This window comes from Streptomyces sp. NBC_01241 (assembly GCF_041435435.1).
Classification (GTDB): Bacteria; Actinomycetota; Actinomycetes; order Streptomycetales; family Streptomycetaceae; genus Streptomyces.
Map to the genome: position 1 here is coordinate 4335904 of NZ_CP108494.1, position 20377 is coordinate 4356280.

At 68.1% G+C, this 20377-nt stretch carries 23 protein-coding genes, 1 tRNA gene and 3 pseudogenes; 15 read left to right on the forward strand and 12 right to left on the reverse strand.

The genetic code is table 11. The features are described from left to right. Positions 1–610 precede the first annotated feature (610 nt). Positions 611–1210 (reverse strand): TetR/AcrR family transcriptional regulator, encoded by a 600-nt coding sequence (locus tag OG306_RS19260; RefSeq protein WP_327259000.1) that lies wholly within the window; start codon positions 1208–1210, stop codon positions 611–613. A 123-nt stretch (positions 1211–1333) separates the two neighbouring features. Between OG306_RS19260 and OG306_RS19265 the strand changes: the two genes are divergently transcribed. Next, entirely contained in the window at positions 1334–1918 is a 585-nt protein-coding gene (locus OG306_RS19265; protein WP_266747343.1) for a dihydrofolate reductase family protein, read from the forward strand. A gap of 98 nt (positions 1919–2016) precedes the next feature. Further along, positions 2017–3399, forward strand: coding sequence for a serine hydrolase domain-containing protein (locus OG306_RS19270; protein ID WP_327258999.1), 1383 nt, complete (start codon positions 2017–2019; stop codon positions 3397–3399). Between the two features lie 94 nt (positions 3400–3493). On the opposite strand, the gene OG306_RS19275 is transcribed toward OG306_RS19270, so the two are convergent. Both OG306_RS19275 and OG306_RS19280 read right to left on the reverse strand, forming a co-directional pair. Then, positions 3494–3946: a GNAT family N-acetyltransferase gene (locus OG306_RS19275; RefSeq protein ID WP_266752308.1), complete on the reverse strand. Its 453-nt coding sequence runs from the start codon at positions 3944–3946 to the stop codon at positions 3494–3496. Positions 3947–4039: 93 nt separating this feature from the next. After that, positions 4040–4514 (reverse strand): annotated as a pseudogene (locus OG306_RS19280) (MarR family winged helix-turn-helix transcriptional regulator); the annotation flags it as partial. On the opposite strand from OG306_RS19280, the pseudogene OG306_RS19285 reads away from it, so the two are divergent. Continuing rightward, a pseudogene (locus tag OG306_RS19285) lies at positions 4479–4795 on the forward strand (MFS transporter); the annotation flags it as partial. The pseudogenes OG306_RS19280 and OG306_RS19285 overlap by 36 nt on opposite strands. Before the next feature lie 150 nt (positions 4796–4945). Here OG306_RS19285 and OG306_RS19290 read toward each other — a convergent pair. After that, positions 4946–5815 (reverse strand): GNAT family N-acetyltransferase, encoded by an 870-nt coding sequence (locus tag OG306_RS19290; RefSeq protein WP_266747345.1) that lies wholly within the window; start codon positions 5813–5815, stop codon positions 4946–4948. 27 nt (positions 5816–5842) lie between these two features. On the opposite strand from OG306_RS19290, the pseudogene OG306_RS19295 reads away from it, so the two are divergent. Next, a pseudogene (locus OG306_RS19295) lies at positions 5843–6287 on the forward strand (globin domain-containing protein); the annotation flags it as partial. Between the two features lie 55 nt (positions 6288–6342). Here OG306_RS19295 and OG306_RS19300 read toward each other — a convergent pair. The 4 genes from OG306_RS19300 to OG306_RS19315 form a co-directional block, all read right to left on the reverse strand. After that, positions 6343–6822, reverse strand: coding sequence for an NUDIX domain-containing protein (locus OG306_RS19300; protein WP_266747346.1), 480 nt, complete (start codon positions 6820–6822; stop codon positions 6343–6345). A 63-nt stretch (positions 6823–6885) separates the two neighbouring features. Next, positions 6886–7782, reverse strand: a complete 897-nt coding sequence (locus OG306_RS19305; RefSeq protein ID WP_266906054.1) for a LysR family transcriptional regulator — start codon at positions 7780–7782, stop codon at positions 6886–6888. Positions 7783–7977: 195 nt separating this feature from the next. Further along, positions 7978–9108 carry a cystathionine gamma-lyase gene (locus OG306_RS19310; protein WP_266747348.1) on the reverse strand — a complete coding sequence of 377 codons (1131 nt, stop codon included), beginning with the start codon at positions 9106–9108 and terminating at the stop codon, positions 7978–7980. A gap of 66 nt (positions 9109–9174) precedes the next feature. After that, entirely contained in the window at positions 9175–9552 is a 378-nt protein-coding gene (locus OG306_RS19315; protein WP_266747349.1) for a phage holin family protein, read from the reverse strand. Positions 9553–9620: 68 nt separating this feature from the next. Between OG306_RS19315 and OG306_RS19320 the strand changes: the two genes are divergently transcribed. From OG306_RS19320 to OG306_RS19335, 4 genes are all read left to right on the forward strand, one after another. Next, a complete protein-coding gene (locus OG306_RS19320; RefSeq protein WP_266747350.1) occupies positions 9621–9938 on the forward strand; it encodes a cupin domain-containing protein in 318 nt (105 codons plus the stop codon). 165 nt (positions 9939–10103) lie between these two features. Beyond that, the gene (locus OG306_RS19325) at positions 10104–10316 is read left to right on the forward strand and encodes a DUF5326 family protein (RefSeq protein ID WP_114249160.1); all 213 of its coding nucleotides are present in this window, start codon (positions 10104–10106) and stop codon (positions 10314–10316) included. A gap of 244 nt (positions 10317–10560) precedes the next feature. After that, positions 10561–11331, forward strand: coding sequence for an IclR family transcriptional regulator (locus OG306_RS19330; protein WP_323183888.1), 771 nt, complete (start codon positions 10561–10563; stop codon positions 11329–11331). 101 nt (positions 11332–11432) lie between these two features. Further along, on the forward strand, positions 11433–11870 hold the full coding sequence (locus tag OG306_RS19335) for an SsgA family sporulation/cell division regulator (protein WP_266747352.1): 438 nt from the start codon (positions 11433–11435) through the stop codon (positions 11868–11870). An 81-nt stretch (positions 11871–11951) separates the two neighbouring features. Here OG306_RS19335 and OG306_RS19340 read toward each other — a convergent pair whose 3' ends face one another. Next, the gene (locus tag OG306_RS19340) at positions 11952–13274 is read right to left on the reverse strand and encodes a YibE/F family protein (protein WP_371665524.1); all 1323 of its coding nucleotides are present in this window, start codon (positions 13272–13274) and stop codon (positions 11952–11954) included. A gap of 195 nt (positions 13275–13469) precedes the next feature. On the opposite strand from OG306_RS19340, the gene thiC reads away from it, so the two are divergent. From thiC to OG306_RS19355, 3 genes are all read left to right on the forward strand, one after another. Then, positions 13470–15299 carry a phosphomethylpyrimidine synthase ThiC gene (gene thiC / locus OG306_RS19345; RefSeq protein ID WP_266747354.1) on the forward strand — a complete coding sequence of 610 codons (1830 nt, stop codon included), beginning with the start codon at positions 13470–13472 and terminating at the stop codon, positions 15297–15299. A 168-nt stretch (positions 15300–15467) separates the two neighbouring features. After that, entirely contained in the window at positions 15468–15677 is a 210-nt protein-coding gene (locus OG306_RS19350) for a hypothetical protein (protein WP_266747355.1), read from the forward strand. A 407-nt stretch (positions 15678–16084) separates the two neighbouring features. Further along, positions 16085–16252, forward strand: coding sequence for a hypothetical protein (locus OG306_RS19355; RefSeq protein WP_266747356.1), 168 nt, complete (start codon positions 16085–16087; stop codon positions 16250–16252). A 130-nt stretch (positions 16253–16382) separates the two neighbouring features. Here OG306_RS19355 and OG306_RS19360 read toward each other — a convergent pair. Next, positions 16383–16493: transfer RNA gene (locus tag OG306_RS19360), tRNA-OTHER, on the reverse strand. A gap of 234 nt (positions 16494–16727) precedes the next feature. Between OG306_RS19360 and OG306_RS19365 the strand changes: the two genes are divergently transcribed. The 4 genes from OG306_RS19365 (at position 16728) to OG306_RS19380 (ending at position 18232) form a co-directional block, all read left to right on the forward strand. Further along, entirely contained in the window at positions 16728–17063 is a 336-nt protein-coding gene (locus tag OG306_RS19365; protein ID WP_266747357.1) for a hypothetical protein, read from the forward strand. Next, complete coding sequence (locus OG306_RS19370) at positions 17044–17424, forward strand: hypothetical protein (RefSeq protein ID WP_266747358.1); 381 nt, start codon at positions 17044–17046, stop codon at positions 17422–17424. Before OG306_RS19365 ends, OG306_RS19370 begins: the two co-directional genes overlap by 20 nt. Positions 17425–17460: 36 nt before the next feature. After that, positions 17461–17895 carry a hypothetical protein gene (locus tag OG306_RS19375; protein WP_266747359.1) on the forward strand — a complete coding sequence of 145 codons (435 nt, stop codon included), beginning with the start codon at positions 17461–17463 and terminating at the stop codon, positions 17893–17895. A 142-nt stretch (positions 17896–18037) separates the two neighbouring features. After that, positions 18038–18232 (forward strand): GNAT family N-acetyltransferase, encoded by a 195-nt coding sequence (locus OG306_RS19380; RefSeq protein WP_266747360.1) that lies wholly within the window; start codon positions 18038–18040, stop codon positions 18230–18232. Positions 18233–18308: 76 nt separating this feature from the next. Here OG306_RS19380 and OG306_RS19385 read toward each other — a convergent pair whose 3' ends face one another. Further along, a complete protein-coding gene (locus OG306_RS19385; RefSeq protein WP_266906052.1) occupies positions 18309–19133 on the reverse strand; it encodes a hypothetical protein in 825 nt (274 codons plus the stop codon). Between the two features lie 181 nt (positions 19134–19314). Beyond that, positions 19315–20373, reverse strand: coding sequence for a metallophosphoesterase (locus OG306_RS19390; protein ID WP_323183890.1), 1059 nt, complete (start codon positions 20371–20373; stop codon positions 19315–19317). Positions 20374–20377 lie beyond the last annotated feature (4 nt).

Below are 20377 nucleotides of genomic sequence, written 5' to 3' on the forward strand. Positions count from 1 at the left end.
CGGTAGTTCGGGAGGCGGATCACCCTTCGGGGTCGCCGCCTCCCGCTTCGTGTTGCGTAGGTGAGCGTTGCGTGGCGCTGTTGCCTTGCCCGGGCGTCCTCGCAGCCGCTGTCGCAAACCGTCGCCACCCTGCTGGACGACACCGGAGCGCCCGCAGTTGGTACACCTGCGCGTACGCCGGCGCACAGCGTCCCCGCACACCCGGAGAAGCAGGCTGCTGCGCCCCGCGGCGTAGCGTCGCGCACTGCCTGTCGGCTGAACCCGCATGCCCGGGTTCGGCCGACGTCGTTCGCAGGGGGTCCGATCTGTGGGCACGGATGAACGGTCCCTCGACTGACGCTGGAAGAGCCGTCGTTATCGTCACGCTCGGTTTACTTCACCGCTCGTCGTGGTGGCGTAAGGAAATGCCATGTTCGTGAGACTGAGCGGTTCCCCCCGAACTGAGACAGCGGAAGAACCGCTGGTCAGCGAGCATGGCCGGTGCCACGAGCGGCGAGATCCTACAGCCCCACGGAGGAGCGCCTCGAACAGGTTCCGATGGGCCCGCACCCACAAGATCCGCCTTCGCCCGCGAGCCTTTCCGGTTTCGGACTGCTTGGCCCGGGCGCGCTCAGGACAGCGGGATGACGCGCGTGACCACCAGCTCCACCAGCTGGCTCACGGTGGCTTCGGTCGGGGAACCGCTCTCGGGGCCGGTGAGGACGGCGGGCAGGGTGAAGTGCTCCAGCAGCAGGCCCGTCATGGCCAGGTACAGGACCAGGAAGGCGTCCGCGTCGCCCGGCAGGCCCGCTGCCCGGTGGAACCGGGCGCTCTCGTCGACGTTGGCGCGGACGGTCTGCGTCAGGCGGTCGCGGAGCGCCGGCCGGCGGGTTGCCTCCAGGCGGAGTTCCAGCATGGCGAGGTAGCCCGTGCGGTCGTCGTCCATGCGCTGCACCAGCCAGCGCATCAGGTCGGCGACCAGCGCACGCGAGGGCGTCGGGCGCATGGCCTCTTCGACCTTGGCCGGATCGGGGGTCATCCGGACGGTGATACGGGCGGCCGCCTGCATGAACAGGTCGTCGCGGTTGGCGAAGTAGTTGGACGAGGTGCCCACCGGGACACCGGCGCGTGCATCGACGGCGCGGAACGTGAGTCCCCGCGCACCGTCGTCCGCCAGCACTTCGATGGCTGCATCGACGAGCGCTGTCCTGCGCTCGGGGTTCCTGGCCATGCGTAGGCCTCCCTCATCTTCTCTTCGGTTCTTTCGCGGAAAGGGATTGCATAACCACTACACATGAAGCACTCTAGTTGAAGTGGTTGCGGCTCCGATAGGCCGCGCCGGAACGGGGATCCTGTGCGCAAGCTGACCTACTTCATCGCCTGCTCCATCGACGGTTTCATCGGAGATCCGAGCGGTGACGCGTCGTCCTTCTACCAGTTCGTGGACGAGGAGTTCCTCGAGTTCCTGAGAACGCAGTACCCGGAGACGGTATCGACCGAGGGTCGCAAGGCTCTCGGCTTCCACGACGCCGCGAACCAGCGGTTCGACACGGTGATCCAGGGGCGGGCCAGCTACCAACTGGCACTGGACGTCAACATCACCAGCCCGTACGCCCAGCTCCGCGAACTCGTGGCTTCGCGGACCCTCAGGGAGTCACCCGACCCGAACGTCGAGCTCGTCTCCGACGACGTGGTCGCAAGGGTCCGGGAACTCAAGGCGGAGGACAGCGAGCTCGGGATCTGGCTCTGCGGCGGCTCCCAGCTCGCCGGAGAACTGATCGACGAGATCGACGAGCTGGTGATCAAGACATATCCGATCGTCTACGGTTCGGGCATGCCGATGTTCGGCTCGGATTTCGCGCCCACCGTGTTCGCGCTGGACTCGGTTCACATCTTCGACAACGGCGCCCTGGTCAGGTCCTACAGCCGGACGTGCTGAACGGGCGGTCGGGCGGCGACGACGGCGGTGGCGGGGCGTGGCTCAGGTGACGTGAAATGCGTTCGCCACAGCTCGGGTTCTGCGGGTAGTTGTTGAACATGACCACCCCATCTGAACAGTTGCTCCCCGGTACGCAGCGCGCTCTGCTGCACCGCATCGCCACCGCGCAATCGGAAGGCCGCGCGCCCTCGCTCGTCGCCGCGGTGCAGAGGCAGGAGCAGACCGTCTGGAGTGGCTCCCGCAGCTGCGTGGACGACCACGCCCCCGACGCCGACACACAGTTCAGGATCGGCTCGATCACCAAGACGTTCACCGCGGTGCTGGTTCTGCGGCTGCGCGACGAGGGGCTTCTGGACCTGGACGACCCGCTGGAGAAGCATCTGCCCGGCACGGGCGTCGGCGGAGTCACTGTTCACCAACTCCTGGGCCACAGCGCGGGACTGGGCGCCGAGTCGCCCGCCCCCTGGTGGGAGAGGACCCCCGGCGCCCTGCGACCCGAGCTCGCGGACGTACTCGGTGAGCAGACGAGGATGCACGTCCCGGGCCGCCGGCACCACTACTCGAACCCCGGCTATAGCCTGCTGGGCGCGCTGGTCGAGAAGGTGCGCGGGGCGGGCTGGGCGGACGTGCTGCGACGCGAGATCCTGGAACCGCTCGGCATGTACCGCACGAGCCCCCAGCCGCAGGCACCGCACGCGGGGGGCTGGGCCGTGCATCCCTGGGCCGATGTCATGCTGCCCGAACCGACCGAGGATCTCGGGCTGATGGCCGCGGCCGGCCAGCTCTGGTCCACCACCGGCGACCTTCTCCGCTTCGCGGCCTTTCTTGCCGAAGGAGACGACCGGGTGCTCTGCGCCGCCTCCGTGGAGCAGATGCGTGAACCGTCCGCGCCGATCGAGTCCGTCGACTGGGAGTCGCATTACGGCCTGGGTCTTCAGCTCGTACGGAGGGACGGCCGCACGCTCTTCGGGCACACGGGCTCGCTGCCCGGCTTCCTGGCCGCGTTGTGGTTCAGCGTCGAGGACGACGTGACGGCCGTCGTCCTCACCAACACCACGTCCGGGCCGATGATCGGAGATGTTGCCGCAGACCTCGTGAAGATCGTCGCCGAGGCCGAGCCGCGCATTCCGGACCCCTGGCGCCCCCTGCCCGAGGCGGACGCGGAGCTTCTCGCGCTGACCGGCCCCTGGTACTGGGGCACGCGCGCGAACGTCCTGCGACTGACCTCGGACGGTGGGCTGGAGCTTCAGCCCCTGCGAGGCAATGGCCGAGGTGCCCGTTTCACCGCACGGCCCGACGGAACTTGGGTCGGTCTCAACGGCTATTACGCAGGGGAGACGCTGCGCGTCGTCCGCAACGGCGACGGCAGCGTGAACCATCTCGATCTGGGTTCGTTCGTCTTCACGCGGGAGCCGTACGACTCCGCGGCGGCCATTCCCGGCGGTGTGGACGAAGGCGGCTGGCGAGGACTCGGAGCCTGAGTGCCACGCCACTTGAGAACGCCTCGTTGCCTGCGCAGCACGCAGCTGGCCCCTGCCGTTTCACGTGAAACGGCAGGGGCCGGTCCGACCCCGGTCACAGCGTGAGCTTGAAGCCCACGTGGCTGGCAGTGAAGCCGAGCCGCTCGTAGAAGCGATGAGCATCGGTCCGGGTTGCATCGGATGTCAACTGGACCAACTGGCAGTGCAGACGCCGGGATTCGTCCACGGCCCATTCGATCAGCCGGGTGCCGAGACCGCTGCCGCGTTCGGCGGCGTGGACGCGGACGCCCTCGATGACCGCGCGGGTCGAGCCGCGCCGGGAGAGTCCGGGGATCACGGTCAGCTGCAGAGTTCCGACGACGCGGTCCCCGCGCACGGCGACCACCAGGTGCTGGTTCGGGTCGTCCGCCAGCCGCTGGAACGCGGCGCGGTACGGGGAGAGGTCGTCCGGTGACTCACGCTGTGCACCGAGTGGATCGTCGGCGAGCATGGCCACGATCGCGGGGATGTCGGTGCGGGCCGCGGGGCGTATTTCCAGATCGCTCATGATCGGCACCCTACGCAGCCCATGCGCATGGCGGACTATTTTCCCGGCCTGTGCGGGGACCGGCCACGGTTGCGGGGCGACTCGTGCGACCGGTACGGGGGCCTTGAGCTCTTCGACCGCCCGGACGAGCGAGGCCGGCTCGGGGTTCCTGGCGGCTTCGTCGAGTGCGGCGCGCAGCGCGGTGTCATTGGTCGACCGGGCCTCTGCGAGCAGGGCGAGACCGGCCTCGGTGACGTCGGTGCAGATGCCCTGGCGATCGGTGTCGCAGAGGTGCCGGGGCAGCAGTCCGCGGTCCTCGAGCCGGGTGACCAGGCGGGTGGTGGCGCTCTGGCTGAGAACGACGGCGTCCGCAACCTGCTTCATCTGAAGATGGCCGCCTGGGCCGCTGTGCTGCCTGCTCAGGACGTCGAGGAGGGAGTACTCCCGCACGCTGAGCCCGTGCCCGCTCTGCAGAGCCCGCTCGATACGGGCCTCGATCTTCCCGTGGAGCAAGGAGAGTCGCGCACCAGCCCTGGGACAGGGCGGTCAGCGCGGGGGACTGGGCTTCGCCATCGTGCCGCCGCTGCAGAAGCGGGTGCCCGACCAGGCCTCCGGTGCTCCGACTCTCGCATCCGCCATCACCATCGGTGCCTTCAACCTGGGTAACGCGCTGTCGGCCCGGCTCGGCGGTCTCGTCATCGCAGCGGGCCTCGGCTCACCGCGCCCAACTGGGTCGGCGCCGTTCCGGCCGCTAGCGCCCTGGTTCTCGCGTTCGTCTCCAGTGCTCTGGAACATCGCACGGTCCCCCGGAGCCGACTTGTCGCCCGGCACAGTCCGGAACCGCTCGCGGCACCCACGGCCCACCACTGACGCTCTCACACCCACCAGGCACCGCATCGTGCCGCACCATGAAGTCACCCCATGAGCACCCTCACTGTCTCCGCCGCCCGCTGATGTTCCCGGACGCGGAAGTGCTCATCTCGGCGGCCGCAGCGCCGCCGATTCGCCGAGCCGGGTACGTCAGCCCATCGCCACGGTCAGCGGAGCGTAGCGACGGGTCCAGTCGCCCGGCAGGTCCGAAGTCCCATACGTCATCACCGTGGTTCCGGAGCCCGCCTGCAGACCGCACTCCTTGAACCAGGCGAGCAGGTCCGCATGGCGTGCGTCGATGTCCGCGCGCAACGGCAGATCCGTCGCCTCGGCGAGCGAGGTGACGAGGGCCTGAGCCGTGGCCGTGTCGGGCGCGACCAGCGGGCCGACCACATGCGTACGGTCGCTCGGCCAGGTCGTCGCGTAACCGACGAGCTTTCCGCCGGCCTCCGCGATCCGGATGTGGTCGGCATACGCGGGAAGCCGGGCGAGGACATGTGTCCGGTCCGTGCCGAAGACGTCCGCGTCCAGCCGGACGATGGCTTGCAGGTCCATTGCCGTGGCCGGACGTACGGCCGCGGCAATCACCGCGTCCCCGGGCGGCCGGAAGAACCCGGTGACCCGCTGGACGCGGCCCACGACCGAGAACCCGAGCTGTTCGTAGAGAGGTTGACCCGCAGATGTCGCGTACAGGCTGAGAGGCGTGTCCGCGGCCTCGTCCATGACATGACCCATCAGCAGCCGGGCCACTCCCTGCCGCGCGTACCGTTCGGCGACGAGCAGCACGCCGATGGCAGCCAGTCGCGGTCCGTAGGAGGTCACCACACAAGCGGCCATCAGGCCCTCGCCGCCGGGATCGTCCAGGCCGTAGCCGGTTCCTGCGGAGAGGAGCAGGCCCCACCGGTGCTCATCGCGTGGCCAGCCGCGGTTCTCGCAGAGGTCGGCGCAGGCGACCAGGTCGCCCGGGCTGAGACGTCGGACAGGCAATGCGGCGAGCGGACGCGACTGTGGGACGGTCATGAAGGTCAGGCTGTCCGACGCGTTGATCGTTCGTCCACTCCTTTACCTGATCCGGTATCGGATCAGGCTTCCCACAGTGGTCTGCTCTGCCTGGGCGGTAGCACGGGCATCGCGCCCATCAAGGCGCTCGTCGAGGATGTCGCCGAGCACGGCGACCGGCGACCTGTGGAGGTGTTCTACGGGGCGCGTACCGATCGCGATCTGTACGACATCGACACGATGATGCGGCTCCAGAAGACCTGTCCCTGGCTCGCGGTCGCGGCCGGTGGTCTCCACCGGCCCGGGAACGGCGGGCGGTCCGAAGGGGCTGCTGCCCGAGGCGGTGCGCGCGTACGGGCCGTGGCACGAGTACGACGCCTGTCTCTCCGGCCTGCCCGGCGTGATCCGCAGCAGTGTGGACGTGCTCAGGGGCATCGGCATGCCGGCCGAGCGCATCCGGCACGACGCAGTCGAGGAACTGGCGGCCACCGGCCCGCCTGACCCGAGGAGCAGCAGCCCACCGGCCACGCCCCACGAGCGGCAGCCGGTCAGCCCAGGTCAGGGGCATGCATCGCTCGTACGCCCTCGATATTGCCGTCCAGGTAGTGCCGCAGCGACAGTGGCACGAGATGAACCGCGGCGATCCCCATCCGGCTGAACGGCACCCGTACGACGTCGTACTCCCCGCAGGGGTCGTCGATCTCCGGGCCGTGGCGCCGGGACAGGTCCATGGACTCCAGCCGGCAGACGAAGAAGTGCTGGACCTTCACGCCCTTCACCCCGCCGCCCTCGATGTGCTCCACGGTGTCGACGAAGCAGGGAACCACATCGGTGATCTTGGCGCCGAGCTCCTCGTCCAGTTCGCGGTGCAGGGCGTCGACGACGGTCGCGTCCTCGGGCTCGACCCCGCCGCCTGGTGTGAGCCAGTACGGATCCACCCCGGGCTTGGTGCGCTTGATGAGGATGAGGTCGTTGCCGTCGAGCAGGATGGCGCGTGCGGTGCGCTTGACCACGGGACGTTCGGTCATGGCAAGAGCGTGGCCCACGGAACGGGTTCTGAAACACCTGACCCGTGCCGGGCCGCCCTGCGCTCACCAGGCGGCGGCGGCACGCAGTAGCCACTCATGCGCCCGCGCGATGTGCGGCAGTGGGAGCGTGCCGGTCCGCACGGCCAGGAAGTAGGTGCGCAGCGGGGGCACGGGGGGATCGAGGAGCGCCACCACCTCGCCCCGTTCCAGCGCCCCCTCGCACAGATAGCGCGGCAGTACGGCGATCCCGGCACCGGCCGCCGCGCATTCGAGGACCGCCCGGAGATCCGGTGCGATGACGGTTCCCGCGACGACGGGCCGGCTGTCGAACACGGCGGCCCAGTACCGGGAGACGAGCGGCAGGCTCTCGTGCACCTCCACGACCGGCAGCTGGTCCAGCACCACGGGCCCTTTGTGCCGCAGCGTCCCAGGTCCCAGCCGCCCGGCCCAGCGCGGCGCCGCGATCAGTACATGCTCCTCGTCGCACAGCGGCGTCGCGGTGAGCAGCTCACCGCGCGGACGGGCCGTGGCAATGGCCAGGTCATGGTGCCCGGCGGCCAGCCCCTTTAACGTCTCCTCGGCGTCGGCGAAGAACGAACTGCGCAAGGCCAGACCCTGGGCGATGAGCGGGGTGAGTGCCGGCAGGGCGCGCGACGACGTGAACTCGGGCGGTCCGGCCAGATGCAGGGTCCGTACGCCCGACTCCTCGTCGAGCTCGGTCTCGGCGATCTCGATCAGCGCGTCCAGATGGGGCGCTGCCCGGTGCGCGAGTTCGTCGCCGATGGTCGTCGGGGTCACGCCGCGGGCCCGGCGCAGGAAGAGCGGGCGGCCCAGCTGCCGCTCCAGGGTGCGGATCTGCGAGGTGACGGCGGGCTGGGAGAGGCCGAGCAGGGCGGCGGCCCTGGTGAAGGAGCCGGCTCGGTGCACCGTGACGAATGTGCGCAGCAGGGCCAGGTCCATGTCCTGTCCCCTCCAGCCCTCGCGATGCTTCGGTTCCGTACAACTATAAATATGTCGATAGGTCGCTGTCGCTACTGCGATTGGACACTGACGGAGAGTCAATTAGCCTTGTTCGGGTGGTTCTTCGTATGGGAACCAGGACGGTCCGAGCCACGAGGGGGGGAGGCTCGGACCGTCCGTACCGCCGGTGCCGGCTCAGCTCCCGCCGAGCGCTGCGTCCAGTGCCCGCTCCACGTCGGCCACCAGGTCGTCCGGGCTCTCGGCGCCGACCGAGAAGCGGATGAAGCCCTCCGGTACGGCGTCACCGCCCCAGCGCGCCCGTCGTTCCGCGGTGGAGCGCACGCCGCCGAAGCTCGTCGCGTCGTCGACCAGATGCAGCTCGGTCAGGAAGCGCTCGGCCCGTTCGCGGTCGGGCAGCACGAACGACACCACGGAGCCGAAGCGCCGCATCTGCCGTACGGCGTTCGGATACGAAGGGTCGGTGGGCAGTCCGGGATACCGCAGACCGGTCACTCCCTCGCGCTTGCCCAGCGCCTCGGCCAGGGTCAGGGCGGTGGCGCACTGCCGGTCGATCCGCAGCTCCAGCGTGGCCAGCGAACGGTGTGCGAGCCAGGCCTCCATCGGACCCGGGATCGCACCGACGACCTTGCGCCAGCGCCGTACCCCCGCTGCCAGCTCGGGATCGCGGCAGGTCACATGGCCGAGCAGGATGTCTCCGTGCCCGGTCATGCCCTTGGTGTCACTGGCCACGGAGAAGTCGGCCCCCAGTTCCAGCGGGCGCTGGCCGAGCGGTGTGGCGAGGGTGTTGTCGACGGCCACCAGCGTGCCGGCCGCGTGCGCGGCCCCGACGAGCCGGCGTACGTCGCAGACGTCGAGCCCCGGATTGGACGGGGTCTCGATCCATAGCAGCTTGGCGCCGTCGAGGACCGCCAGCTGGGCGTCGCCGCCGGTTGGTGCGGTCCGTACCTCGACGCCGTACGCCTTCAGCTGCTCACGCACCAGCGGCAGCGCCTGATATCCGTCGTCGGGCAGCACGACCACGTCGCCGGAGCGCGCCTGGGACAGCAGCACGGCCGAGACCGCCGCCATTCCGGAGGCGAAGACGGTCGTCTCGACCGGCTCGCCCGGCGCCTCCAGCTCGCCGATGGCGCGCTCCAGGTGGGTCCACGTCGGATTGGTGTCCCGGCCGTAGGTGTACGGGCCGACCGGTTCACCGGAGAGATGGAAGTGTGCGGCGAAGGCGGGACCGGGCAGCGTCGGCTCGAACTGCTGCGGTTCGGGCAGCCCGGCCCGTACCGCCCGGGTTCCGTCACCCATGGTGCTCATACCGTTCCTCACTTCCCTCCCCGGCGTGCCACCGGTCCGGACTGCACTGTCTCAAGAGGTGTCGGGTCAGTCCTCGTCGGGCAGGACCACGTTCAGTGCCCACGACACGATCGAGATGATCAGGCCGCCGAGTACGGCGGTCCAGAAACCGTGGACGTGGAAGCTCAGGTTGAACTGCCCGGCCAGCCAGGAGGTCAGCAGCAGCATGAGCGCGTTGACCACCAGGGTGATCAGACCCAGCGTGAGGATGAAGAGCGGCAGGGTGAGCAGTTTCACTATCGGCTTGACCACGAAGTTCACCAGGCCGAAGAGCAGGGCGACCACGATCAGCGTGAGTGCCTTGCGCCCGGTGCTGCCGCCGCTCAGCGTGATGTCCTGGAGCAACCAGATGGCCACGGCCAGCGCACCCGCGTTGGCGATCGTCTTGACTACGAAATTCTTCATGTGTCTGATCGTGGCAGACAGGATCGGTGGCGGACACCGGCGGAACAGAGGCAAGGGGCGGACGGGCCATGAAGGCATTCAGACTGGACGAGCTGGAGGCGGAACGGGCCGCGAACGACGGTGCGTATCTGCAGTTCGTGAAGGAACGGAACATGTCCGTCGGCCTGTACGCACTGGACGCCGGCGACCTTGACCCGCAGCAGCCGCACAAGGAGGACGAGGTCTACTTCATCGTCAGCGGCCGCGCCTCGATCACGGTCGGCATGGAAACCACCCAGGTGGGAAGAGGGAGCGTGGTGTACGTCCCGGCCGGGGTGGCCCACAAGTTTCACCACATCACCGAGGACCTGCGGGTCATGGTGGTCTTCTCGCCGCCGGAGAGCTGAGCCGCGCTCCCCGGAGGGCCGGGCTCCGGTATCAGGGATCCCTAGGGGGTCGATCAGGGGACTTCAAGGGCTGCGAGCCCCCGCCGACCCCCTCCGCGCGTCTAGCATCGAAGTATCGGAGCAGCGGAAACAGGAACTCACAGAGACGAGGCAAGGACGATGGCCGTGCGGGAGATATTCGCGGGGATGCCCTGGTGGGTGAAGTGGATCGCGGTGCCGGTCATCGCGATCGTTGTGTTCGGCGGTCTGATCGCCAGCGTGGTCGGGTTCGTGATCGGTCTGCTCTTCAAGGTTCTCGTCTTCGTGATCCTGGTCGGCGGACTCGTCTTCGTCGTACGCAAGTTCATGTCGTCGTCCTCCTCGCGTGGTGACTGGTAGGACGATCTGAAGACGGCCGGGGCGATTAGCCCAGCTGAGCTAAGCAGAAGACGAAACGCCCCCTCTCGCGGATGCTGCCGATATGGTGGCAGTCCGCCGCCACGGCCTGGGAATTAACTGTCCGTCACCACCCTGACCAGTGGTTTGTGCGGCATTCGGTCTGCGAACCCCAGTCATGCGGCGGTCTGTGGGGGCGGCCCCCACAGGCGGGCTGACCGCCCGTCACCATGCCTGGGGGTGACTGTTGACCACGGCATCGAGCACTGCTGTCCCGACGTTGATCGGTTCGGTTCAGCGAGCGCTGAGGCTGCTGGAAGCCGTGGGTGCCCATCGAGACGGGGCGCCCGCGAAGCAGTTGGCCAGGGAAGCGGGCCTTCCCCTTCCCACTGCCTACCATCTGCTGCGCACCCTGGCCCATGAGGGCTATCTGCGCAGGGAGAACGGCGTTTTCCTCTTCGGGACCGCCGCTGAACGCCTGGTCGGTGAAGGTTCCCTGCAGAATCGTCGCAGCAGAATGGCGGAGTCGCTGAGCCGCTGGCGCGACGTCATCGGCGCGCCGGTGTACTGCGCCGTCTACCGCGAGGGCGAGATCGAACTCGTCGCCGTCGCCGACACCCCGGTTACCCCCGCGGTGGACGAGTGCGCGTCCTTCAGGGAGACCGGGCACGCCCATGCCATCGGTCAGTGTCTGCTGAGCCGGCTCGACGAGAAGGCTCGTGAGGATCATCTGGACCGGCACCCGGTACGGCCGCTGACCCGCTACTCGGTGAGGGACCGCGCGGCGCTCCTCGAGCGGTTGCGGTCGCTGGAACGAATGGAACCTGTCATCGAACGACAGGAGTACGCCTTGGGGACGGTCTGCGCGGCCATCCCGATCACTGCCGGATTCACCGCCGCCGCGATGGCCATTTCGGTACCCCTGGAGCAGGAAGACCGGTTGCTCCCCGCAGTCGAACAACTACGTGGCGAAGTGGCCAACCTCTTGCGTTCGTTCGTGTTCTCTATCAGTATCTGAAAAATCACTCCTTGTGATCTGCTATCGCGTGCACCACGATGGCGTCAATAGGGCCATGGGGGATCATTCCTGGCCAGATTCATCTACTGCGGGGTTGAACGATGCGCGAGTCGGTTCAAGCTGAGGTCATGATGAGCTTCCTCGTTTCCGAGGAGCTCTCTTTCCGGATCCCGGTGGAGCTCCGGTACGAAGTGTGTGATCCGTATGCGATCCGGATGACCTTCCATCTGCCCGGCGACGCCCCCGTCACCTGGGCATTCGGTCGTGAGCTGCTGCTCGACGGCCTCAACAGCCCCAGTGGCGACGGCGATGTGCACATCGGACCCACGGAGCCCGAGGGGCTTTCCGATGTACATATCCGGCTCCAGGTCGGCGAGGACCGCGCCCTCTTCCGGGCCGGTACCGCGCCACTTGTGGCCTTTCTCGACCGGACGGACAAACTCGTGCCGCTCGGGCAGGAGTGCACGCTGGGTGACTTCGAGGGCAATCTGGAAGAGGCCCTGGGCCGGATCCTCGCCGAGGAACAGAACGCCGGCTGAAGAGTACGGGGTCTCGGACCGGCCCGCCGGTCGAACGCGACACCTGCCGAATGGGTGAATCGCTCTCCGTGATGGAGGCGTTCAAGACTTCGCCCTACGACGGCGGCCTCTCCCGGCCCGTACGGGTGCTGAAGCCCCGGCTTCCGCGCCGAGCCCTGTGCGGTCCGCGGAGACGACCAGCGCGGCGAGCGCCGTCGTCACCGGCACCGAGGCGACCAGTCCGATCGAGCCGACCAGCGTTCGTACGATCTCCTCCGCCACCAGCTCGCTGTTGGCCACCGTCCCCACACTGCTCCGGGCGATCGAGAACAGGAGCAGCAGCGGCAGCGCCGCGCCCGCGTAGGCGAGCACCAGCGTATTGACGACCGAGGCGATGTGGTCGCGCCCGATCCTGATCCCTGCCTTGTAGAGCCCCCGCGCACCCATCATCGGGTTCGCCTGGTGCAACTCCCAGACCGCAGATGTCTGGGTGACCGTCACATCGTCGAGGACCCCGAGCGAACCGATGATGACACCGGCCAGCAGCAGGCCGCTCATGTCGATGCGCGGGTACAGGCCGTGGATGAGACCGGTGCTGTCGTCGGTGTTGCCCGTCAGGCTCGCCCAGCCGATGAAGAGTGATCCGAGCAGCCCGATCAGCAGGAGCGAGATCAGTGTGCCGATCACCGCGACCGAGGTGCGGGCCGTCAAGCCGTGGCACATGTAGAGCGCGATCAGCATGATCGCACTGGCCCCGATCACCGCGACGAGCAGGGGATTCGAGCCCTGAAGGACGGCCGGGAGGATGAACAGGGTCAGTACCGCGAACGACACGGCGAGCGCGACCAGTGCCATCACCCCGCGCATCCTGCCCACCGCGACCACGACCAGGGCGAAGACCCCGGCCAGCAGCGCCATCGGGAACTTCCGGTTCACATCCGTCACCGAGTACTGCAGATCATGGGGCGCGTCGGGGGCGTACGCCACGACCACGCCCTGACCCTGGCGCAACTGACGCGGTGCGTCGGGCTGGACAATCTCGACGAAGGCCCGGCCCTTGTCGTGGCCGGTCGTCACCTCGACGGTGGCCTTCTCGCACAGCCCCGGCCCGCTCCCCGACGGTGGGGTGGTCTCGCCGCTGATGGGCATCTGGGAGGCGTTCACGTCCTTGCAGTCCACCTTGTCGACCTTCACCACCTTCGCCTGCTGGGTCTGCCGGTCGAAACCGACACCGGTCCGATCGTGCGGGGGCGCGCCACCCGGCCAGAGCACCACCAGGCCGACGACGACCGCGGTGGCGAACGGGATGAGCGCGGCCGCGATGACCTTGCGCAGATGCTTCGAGACGGGCGCTGCGGGGCCATGGCTGTGCGAGTGGCCGTGCTGATGGCCTCGCGGTTCGGAGTCGATTTGGGGGGACGTCACCGGCCGATCATCGCAAGTGAGAGGGGCCCTCTGTTCATTGCGCCGGACGGGGCGCTAGCGTTGAGGGACCTTTGCACACGCGGGAGCTCGGAGCACCGGGCTGAGAGGGCGCTGATATCCGTACATCCGTACGGGACAGGCTGCGCCGACCGCCGAACCTGTTACCGGGTAATGCCGGCGTAGGGAGTAGGTCTCATGACCACAGCGGACGCACACACGCCTGCCTCGAACCAGAGCGCCGAGGCCGGGAAGTCCATCGGCTGGCACAAGGGATACGTCCAGGGCTCACGCCCAGACCTCCGGGTGCCGGTCCGTCAGGTGCACCTCACCAACGGCAAGGACGTGACGCTGTACGACACGTCGGGGCCGTACACCGATCCCACCACCGAGACCGATGTCCGTCGCGGACTCGCACCGCTTCGGGAGAACTGGATCACCGCGCGCGGCGACACCGAGGAGTACCCGGGCCGTCCCGCACGCCCCGAGGACGACGGGCTCAAGCACACCTCGCCGCGGGTGGGGTCTCCCCTGCTCGAGCGAAGCCGAGAGCTCGGGGAAGGACTGCGCAACCTCGACGCGGTCTTCCCCGGCCGGCCCCGGCTGCCCCGCCGCAGCCGGGACGGGCAGCCGGTGACCCAGCTCGCGTATGCCCGCCGGGGTGAGATCACCCCGGAGATGGAGTACGTGGCGATCCGGGAGAACGTCGAGCCGGAGGTGGTGCGCGAGGAGATCGCTGCAGGCCGGGCCGTACTGCCGGCCAACGTCAACCACCCCGAGATCGAACCGATGATCATCGGGAAGCGGTTTTTGGTGAAGGTCAATGCCAACATCGGCAACTCCGCGGTGACGTCCTCCATCGAGGAGGAGGTGGAGAAGATGACGTGGGCGACGCGCTGGGGCGCCGACACCGTCATGGATCTGTCCACCGGCCGCAACATTCACACCACCCGTGAGTGGGTACTGCGCAATTCCCCCGTGCCGATCGGCACCGTTCCCCTCTATCAGGCGCTCGAAAAGGTCGACGGCCGGGCCGAGGAGCTGACCTGGGAGATCTACAAGGACACCGTCATCGAGCAGGCCGAGCAGGGCGTCGACTACATGACGGTCCACGCCGGCGTGCGCCTGCCGTACGTCCCGTTGACCGCCCGGCGCAAGACCGGCATCGTCTCCCGCGGCGGTTCGATCATGGCGGCGTGGTGTCTCGCGCACCACAAGGAGTCGTTCCTGTACGAGCACTTCGAGGAGCTCTGCGAGATCCTCGCCACGTACGACGTGACGTACTCGCTGGGCGACGGTCTGCGCCCCGGCTCGATCGCCGACGCCAACGACGAGGCCCAGTTCGCCGAACTGCGCACACTCGGCGAACTGAACACGATCGCCAAGCGGCACGGTGTCCAGACCATGATCGAGGGCCCGGGCCATGTCCCGATGCACAAGATCAAGGAGAACATCGACCTCCAGCAGGAGATCTGCGAGGAGGCGCCGTTCTACACGCTCGGCCCGCTGACCACCGATGTCGCTCCGGCGTACGACCACATCACCTCGGGCATCGGCGCGGCGATGATCGCGTGGTGGGGCACGGCGATGCTCTGTTATGTCACGCCCAAGGAGCACCTCGGCCTGCCCAACCGCGACGACGTGAAGACCGGCGTCATCACGTACAAGATCGCGGCCCATGCGGCGGACCTCGCCAAGGGGCACCCGGGGGCGCAGGACTGGGACGACGCGCTCTCCGACGCCCGTTTCGAATTCCGCTGGGAGGACCAGTTCAATCTGGCTCTCGACCCGGTCACGGCACGGGAGTTCCACGACGAGACGCTGCCCGCCGAACCGGCGAAGACCGCGCACTTCTGCTCGATGTGCGGGCCGAAATTCTGTTCGATGAAGATCAGTAGAAGCATCACAGAGCAATTCGCCCCGGATCTTGCTGTGACCAGCGACGATGATGTTCAAGCGGGGATGCTCGCCAAGTCGAAGGAGTTCGCTGAGGCGGGCCACCGCGTCTACCTGCCTATTGCGGACTGATCTTCTGACGGCTGAGTGTCCCTCAGCACACGTAGGGGCACTCAGCCGTCACCAGCTTGCCACTTCACTGGGCCGTGAGCACTCGCGCCAAAGCAGCTCCTGGCCAAAGCCGCTCCGCCGCCCGCGTGGTAGCGTGCCGCGCTGCCCAACTTGACGCCGGAGGCATACATGGCCAGCTACGAAGAACACGAGCAAGCTGCCATCGACCTTTTGGCGCCGCTGAGAGGTGCCATGGGAGGAACAGTCCAGCCGGACTACCGCTTGCAGATGGCTCAGGTGGAGGCGCTTCTGGCGCTCGCCGCAGCCATAGCCGGCCGTCACCAGGGGGACGGAGCTCCGGGGCAGCCGCCGATCCCGAACGGCCCTGCTGGCTTCTGACGAGGAAGGCCGCCGAAGCTTCCATGCGGTGTTGGGCCGTGCGAGGCGAACCGACGAGGTCGCGTGCCCGCTGCGCGCCTGATTCGGTGGACAGGGACGGGGAAACAGAGGGAATAGCGGTAAGCGCTGGACTCATCTGCAGGTCGGCGTCCTGCCAGCTCAGCAGACATCCGCATACGAGATCTTCCAAACTGGTGATGAGGCTGACATCAACGCTGATGCACAGCGGCGAAAGTCGGCGTGCACCAGCAGCGTTCACTTTCGCTTCATTCCTGCTTCGGGCAAGAGCACTTGGTGGATGGACCCTAGGGCCCTGCGCGCACGACTGTTAGGTTGAGGTCCCTGTAGGGGGCATGGCGGGGTACTGCTGAGAGGCCGCGGTCCGCGAGAAGGAGCGGGGGGGCGTCGTGACGGGACCAGGAAGCGGCTACGCCGTAGGTTGGGGCACGCTCAGCCTGATCAACGCCGGCTTGGCACAAGGGAAGAACCGTCGGGGGCTGAACTGGTTCCTACTCTCCTTGATTCTCGGCCCCGTAGCCACGCTGCTGATCGTGTTGCTCGACGCCAAGGACTAAAGGCGATTCATGAGGCAGCCAGGTACTGATCCACGACGCGACAAGGCCGAACCAGGGTGAGACAGCCTTCATGCAGAAGGGGTGCCCCTAACCGAGGGACACCCCTTCTGACCAGCACGTCTCTGACCTGAGAAGGCGGTGGGATTCGAACCCACGGGGACGCTTTCACGTCCTCACGGTTTTCAAGAGGGTGCTGCGGGAAACCGCTACCTCGTGGCTGACCTGCGCGTACCCGGCCCTCTGGTGCCCTTACCGCCACCGGCGGTCCACACCTGGTCCACTGGCTCCAGGACCGGGTGAGTGGCGATCCAGATCGTTCACTGGCCTACACCCTCACCGAGCCCGATTCATCTCCTCCAGCATTCGCGCTGCATCAGCCTCGTTGATCTCCCATCGATCCAGGTCTCCGCTGACCTTGAAGAACGGTTCGAGTGCGGCAAGGGAGGGGCACCACCTGATCGGCCTACAGATGCCCGTGAGCCTGATCACGGACGCGCCGATCACCCAGGCACTCAACGGCGGCGGCCCGCTGGTCGAGGCACAGGATGCTGGAATGATCACCTTCGGCTCCGCGCCCCTGCATGGCGGCGAACTCCTCGACGCCATGACACCCGAACTGATGGACCTGATCCGCCCCGGCCTCTCACCTGGCGCCGCCGGCCTGCTGACCGCCGGTTCCTGCCCGGCCCTGGATGTCGTGCTGACCTCGGTCAGCAGCCTCGACCACTGGAACGATGCTGCCAAGGCTCTGGCCGCGCCCCTCACCCGCGAACAGCTCAGGAGAGTGACCGATGAACTTGCCACCGGATGAGGCCACCCGGACGCTGATGGAGGCCGCGCACCGACGGGCCGCCGAAGCGATCGGCCTGACCTGCACGGGGCCGATGGCGTGGGGCTTCGCGGGCTTCACTCTGGGCCGCCGGTCGGGCCCGTACTGGCTGCGTGTCAGCCGCAGCCTGGTGAAGAACGCCGGACGCAAGCACGGGCAAGGGATCGTCGGCGCGAATCTCCTGGTACCGCGCGACGTGCCGCGTCCGGTACTCCACGGAACGTATGACTGGGCGCAGGGTGAGTACGCCTTCGAGGCTGAGGTGCTCGACCTGGTGGAGCACCCAGTCGTCTCGCCCCGGAGCCCAGACCTCGTCCGCAACCCTGCCCTGCCCGAGCAGTGAGGGCTGCTGAGGCGGGCGCTCTATCGCCTGGCGGAAGTGGACGGGGCCAAGGAAACAGTGCGGGACGAGTGGATCGAGCGGGCTTTCCCCCAGTTCCTCGGCATCCCCGCCCCGTCCAAGATCGAGCGCGTCACCGGTCACGGCGACCTCCACTGGGGCAATCTCACCGGAATGCCGCTGACCCTGCTGGACTGGGAGCGCTGGGGCCGTGTGCCGGTCGGCTACGACCCCGGCCTCCTCCACGCATACAGCCTCCGCGTGCCACTCGTGGTCACCCGCATCCGCAGTCAGTTCGCTTCCGTCCTCGACATCCCCGCCGGCCGCATCGGCGAGCTGGCCGCACTCGCGGAAATGCTCCAGGCCGTGGCGCGGGGCTTCTACCCCAAGCTGGCGCCTCTCCTGCTGATCCGCGCTGAAGAGCTGACTGGGGTTCGTCCACCGGTCTCGGCCCCGGCTGAGGTCTCAGCCTGACTGCCACCCCATCCTGACCCCGGCACTCCTCCCCTGTGCCGGGGTCTTCGCGTTCTATCCCCCTGCCCCGTGGAAGCGCACCGCTGGCGGCTTCGGTCGGTGTTCTTCTCCCTGCTCTGACGGGCACTTCGGTGAGTTGCCCATGTACCGCCTTCAGGCGGTCACCCACACGGACAACGCGGCCGCGCTCGCCGTTCTCGTCAGGTCGGGGTTCGTCCAGGAGGGGATACGGCGATCCGCGTGTCTGCACCGGGGGCGCCGCCATGACGTCGCGGTGCTCTCACTGCTCCGCCCCGAGTGGGAGGCGCTGGCGCGCCCGAAGCCATGGGACCGCTGACCCACGCTGGTCCCGGCGCGCGGGCGCGTCGGCCGACGCGGTGTTCCTGGTGGGGGAACGTGTCCCCCAGGCCCTGTCAGTCCGGTTCATGCTCCGGGCCGCCGAAGTCGGGACTGGTGAAGTCCGGGCTGGTGAAGGTCGGGCGGGGGCCCGCCGCCGGGCCGTCGTCGGGGCTGGTGAAGTCCGGCCGGCTGTAGCCGATCTTCGGAATGCGGTGCTCCGAGCGGTGCGGGGTGCGTGCCGCGGGGCCGGCCGCGGGGTCGGCGAGCGCGTCTCTGAGGAATGGCAGAATGCCGCGCTCCAGCAGTGCGTGGCGCCACGCCTCCCTGGCACGCGCCACATCCTCCGGAAGCTCGCTCCCGGGATCTTCGGCGGGCTGCGACGTCGATCCGTTGCGCAGTGCGGTGACGAGCAGTCCGACGGCGGCGACCAGGATGGCGGCGGCCATGACCGCCGCGAAGAACCAGCCCGCGGCGACCATGGTGGAGGCGAAGGACGGAGGCGGGCTGAGCAGTTTCAGCAGATAGCCGGCCAGCAGGAATATGAACGCGGCGGTGCCGGCGAGCACGGGGGCCAGAACCGTGACGACAGCTCCTATGCCGGCGCCCGACTGGCTCTGAGGGTTCATACCGGACCCGGGACCGGCGTCCTCGTCCACTTCCTCGTCGGGTCCGCGCAGCTCTTCGCGGGCCTTCACATAGTGCTCGTACTCGGTGGCGGCCGTCGCGGTGATCAGCGCCGTGGCGTCCAGCGCCATGGTGCGCAGCTGCACGGCGTTGAGCCGCTCACCGACCGCGGCCAGATCCTGTCGTTCATGGGCATGGCGCAGTGCGTCGTCGAGGATCCGCTCGTACTCGGGGCGGTCCTCGGCCAGCAGGTGCGGAGCGCTGTTCATGTGCATCCCCCGATGCTCCGTTGGGCCTGAATGCCCGCTCGGACCGGGCAGTTGGGCGGAAACGGAGGAGAGCCTGCTACTGATACGCCGATGGTAGAGCGCCCACGGCACGGGGTGACAGGGGGTTTCCGTAAATAGGCCCGGTGGTCGGCGTGGTCAGGTCGTGAAGCGTCTTCCCGGATGGACGTCAGTCATGCAGAGGCAGTTGGACGACCAGTAGCTTTCCGGCCATGGTCACTCCGCCGTCCATGGCGATGGCGAGCCCGTCCGCGTACACGTGCGGGCCGTCGACCACGGGACCGGAAGCGTCCTCTCCGTCCTCCGAGCCGACCTCGCCGAGTAGGTACGGGATGGGGCTGTGACCGTGGACGATGCGCTGTCCGCCGTAGGCCGACAGCAGCTCCCGTACGGCCTGCGGCCCCGACTCGTCGCGGAAGGCGAACCGCTTCGTGAGCTTCCGGAAGAGGTCCCAGCACTCATCGGCGTCGTTACGCGTGAGAATGGCGTGCACGGTGTCGTTGACGTCCTCGATGGTACTGCCGTAGTCGAGGTATGCCGTCGTGTCGGAGTGGGTCAGCAGATGCCCGTCCTCCTCGACGATCGCGTCAAGCCGGGACATCCACTGGAGGTGGACGTCCTGGAGCCGCTCCATGTCGTTCTTCTGGCCGCCGTTGAGCAGCCAGGCGGCCTGGAAGGTGGCGGTGCCGGCGCCGGAGTTGACCGGGGTGTCGCCGAACCGCTTGGCGCCGATGAGCAGCAGTTCGTGATTGCCCATCAGGGCCTTGCAATAACCGCCCGCGGCCGCGGCCTCGGCGGAGAGGCGCATCACCAGGTCGATGACGCCGATGCCGTCGGGTCCCCGGTCGGTGAAGTCGCCCAGGAACCAGAGCCGGGCATTGCCCGCGGACCAGTTGCCCTCGGCGTCGATGAGGCCCTGCTCGGCGAGGGCGGCGTGGAGCTCGTCCAGATAGCCGTGGACGTCGCCGACGACGTACAGCGGTCCGAGCCCCGGCTCCGGGGCGGGCCGCGGGTCGGGGAAGGCCCGCACCTGGACGGTGTCACCGCGGTTGATCACCGGAAGGTCGCGTGCGGTGGGGGTGTACCCCTCCGGCAGCTCGTCTCCCGGAACGGCGTTGCCCGGATGCGGCGGTGAAGGCGGCACCGCAGTCTGCGCATAGGGCGGTACGCGGAAGTCACGCAACGTCGCAGTCCGCACCACGGGTTCCTGACCGGCCCCCTGTGTCATCGAC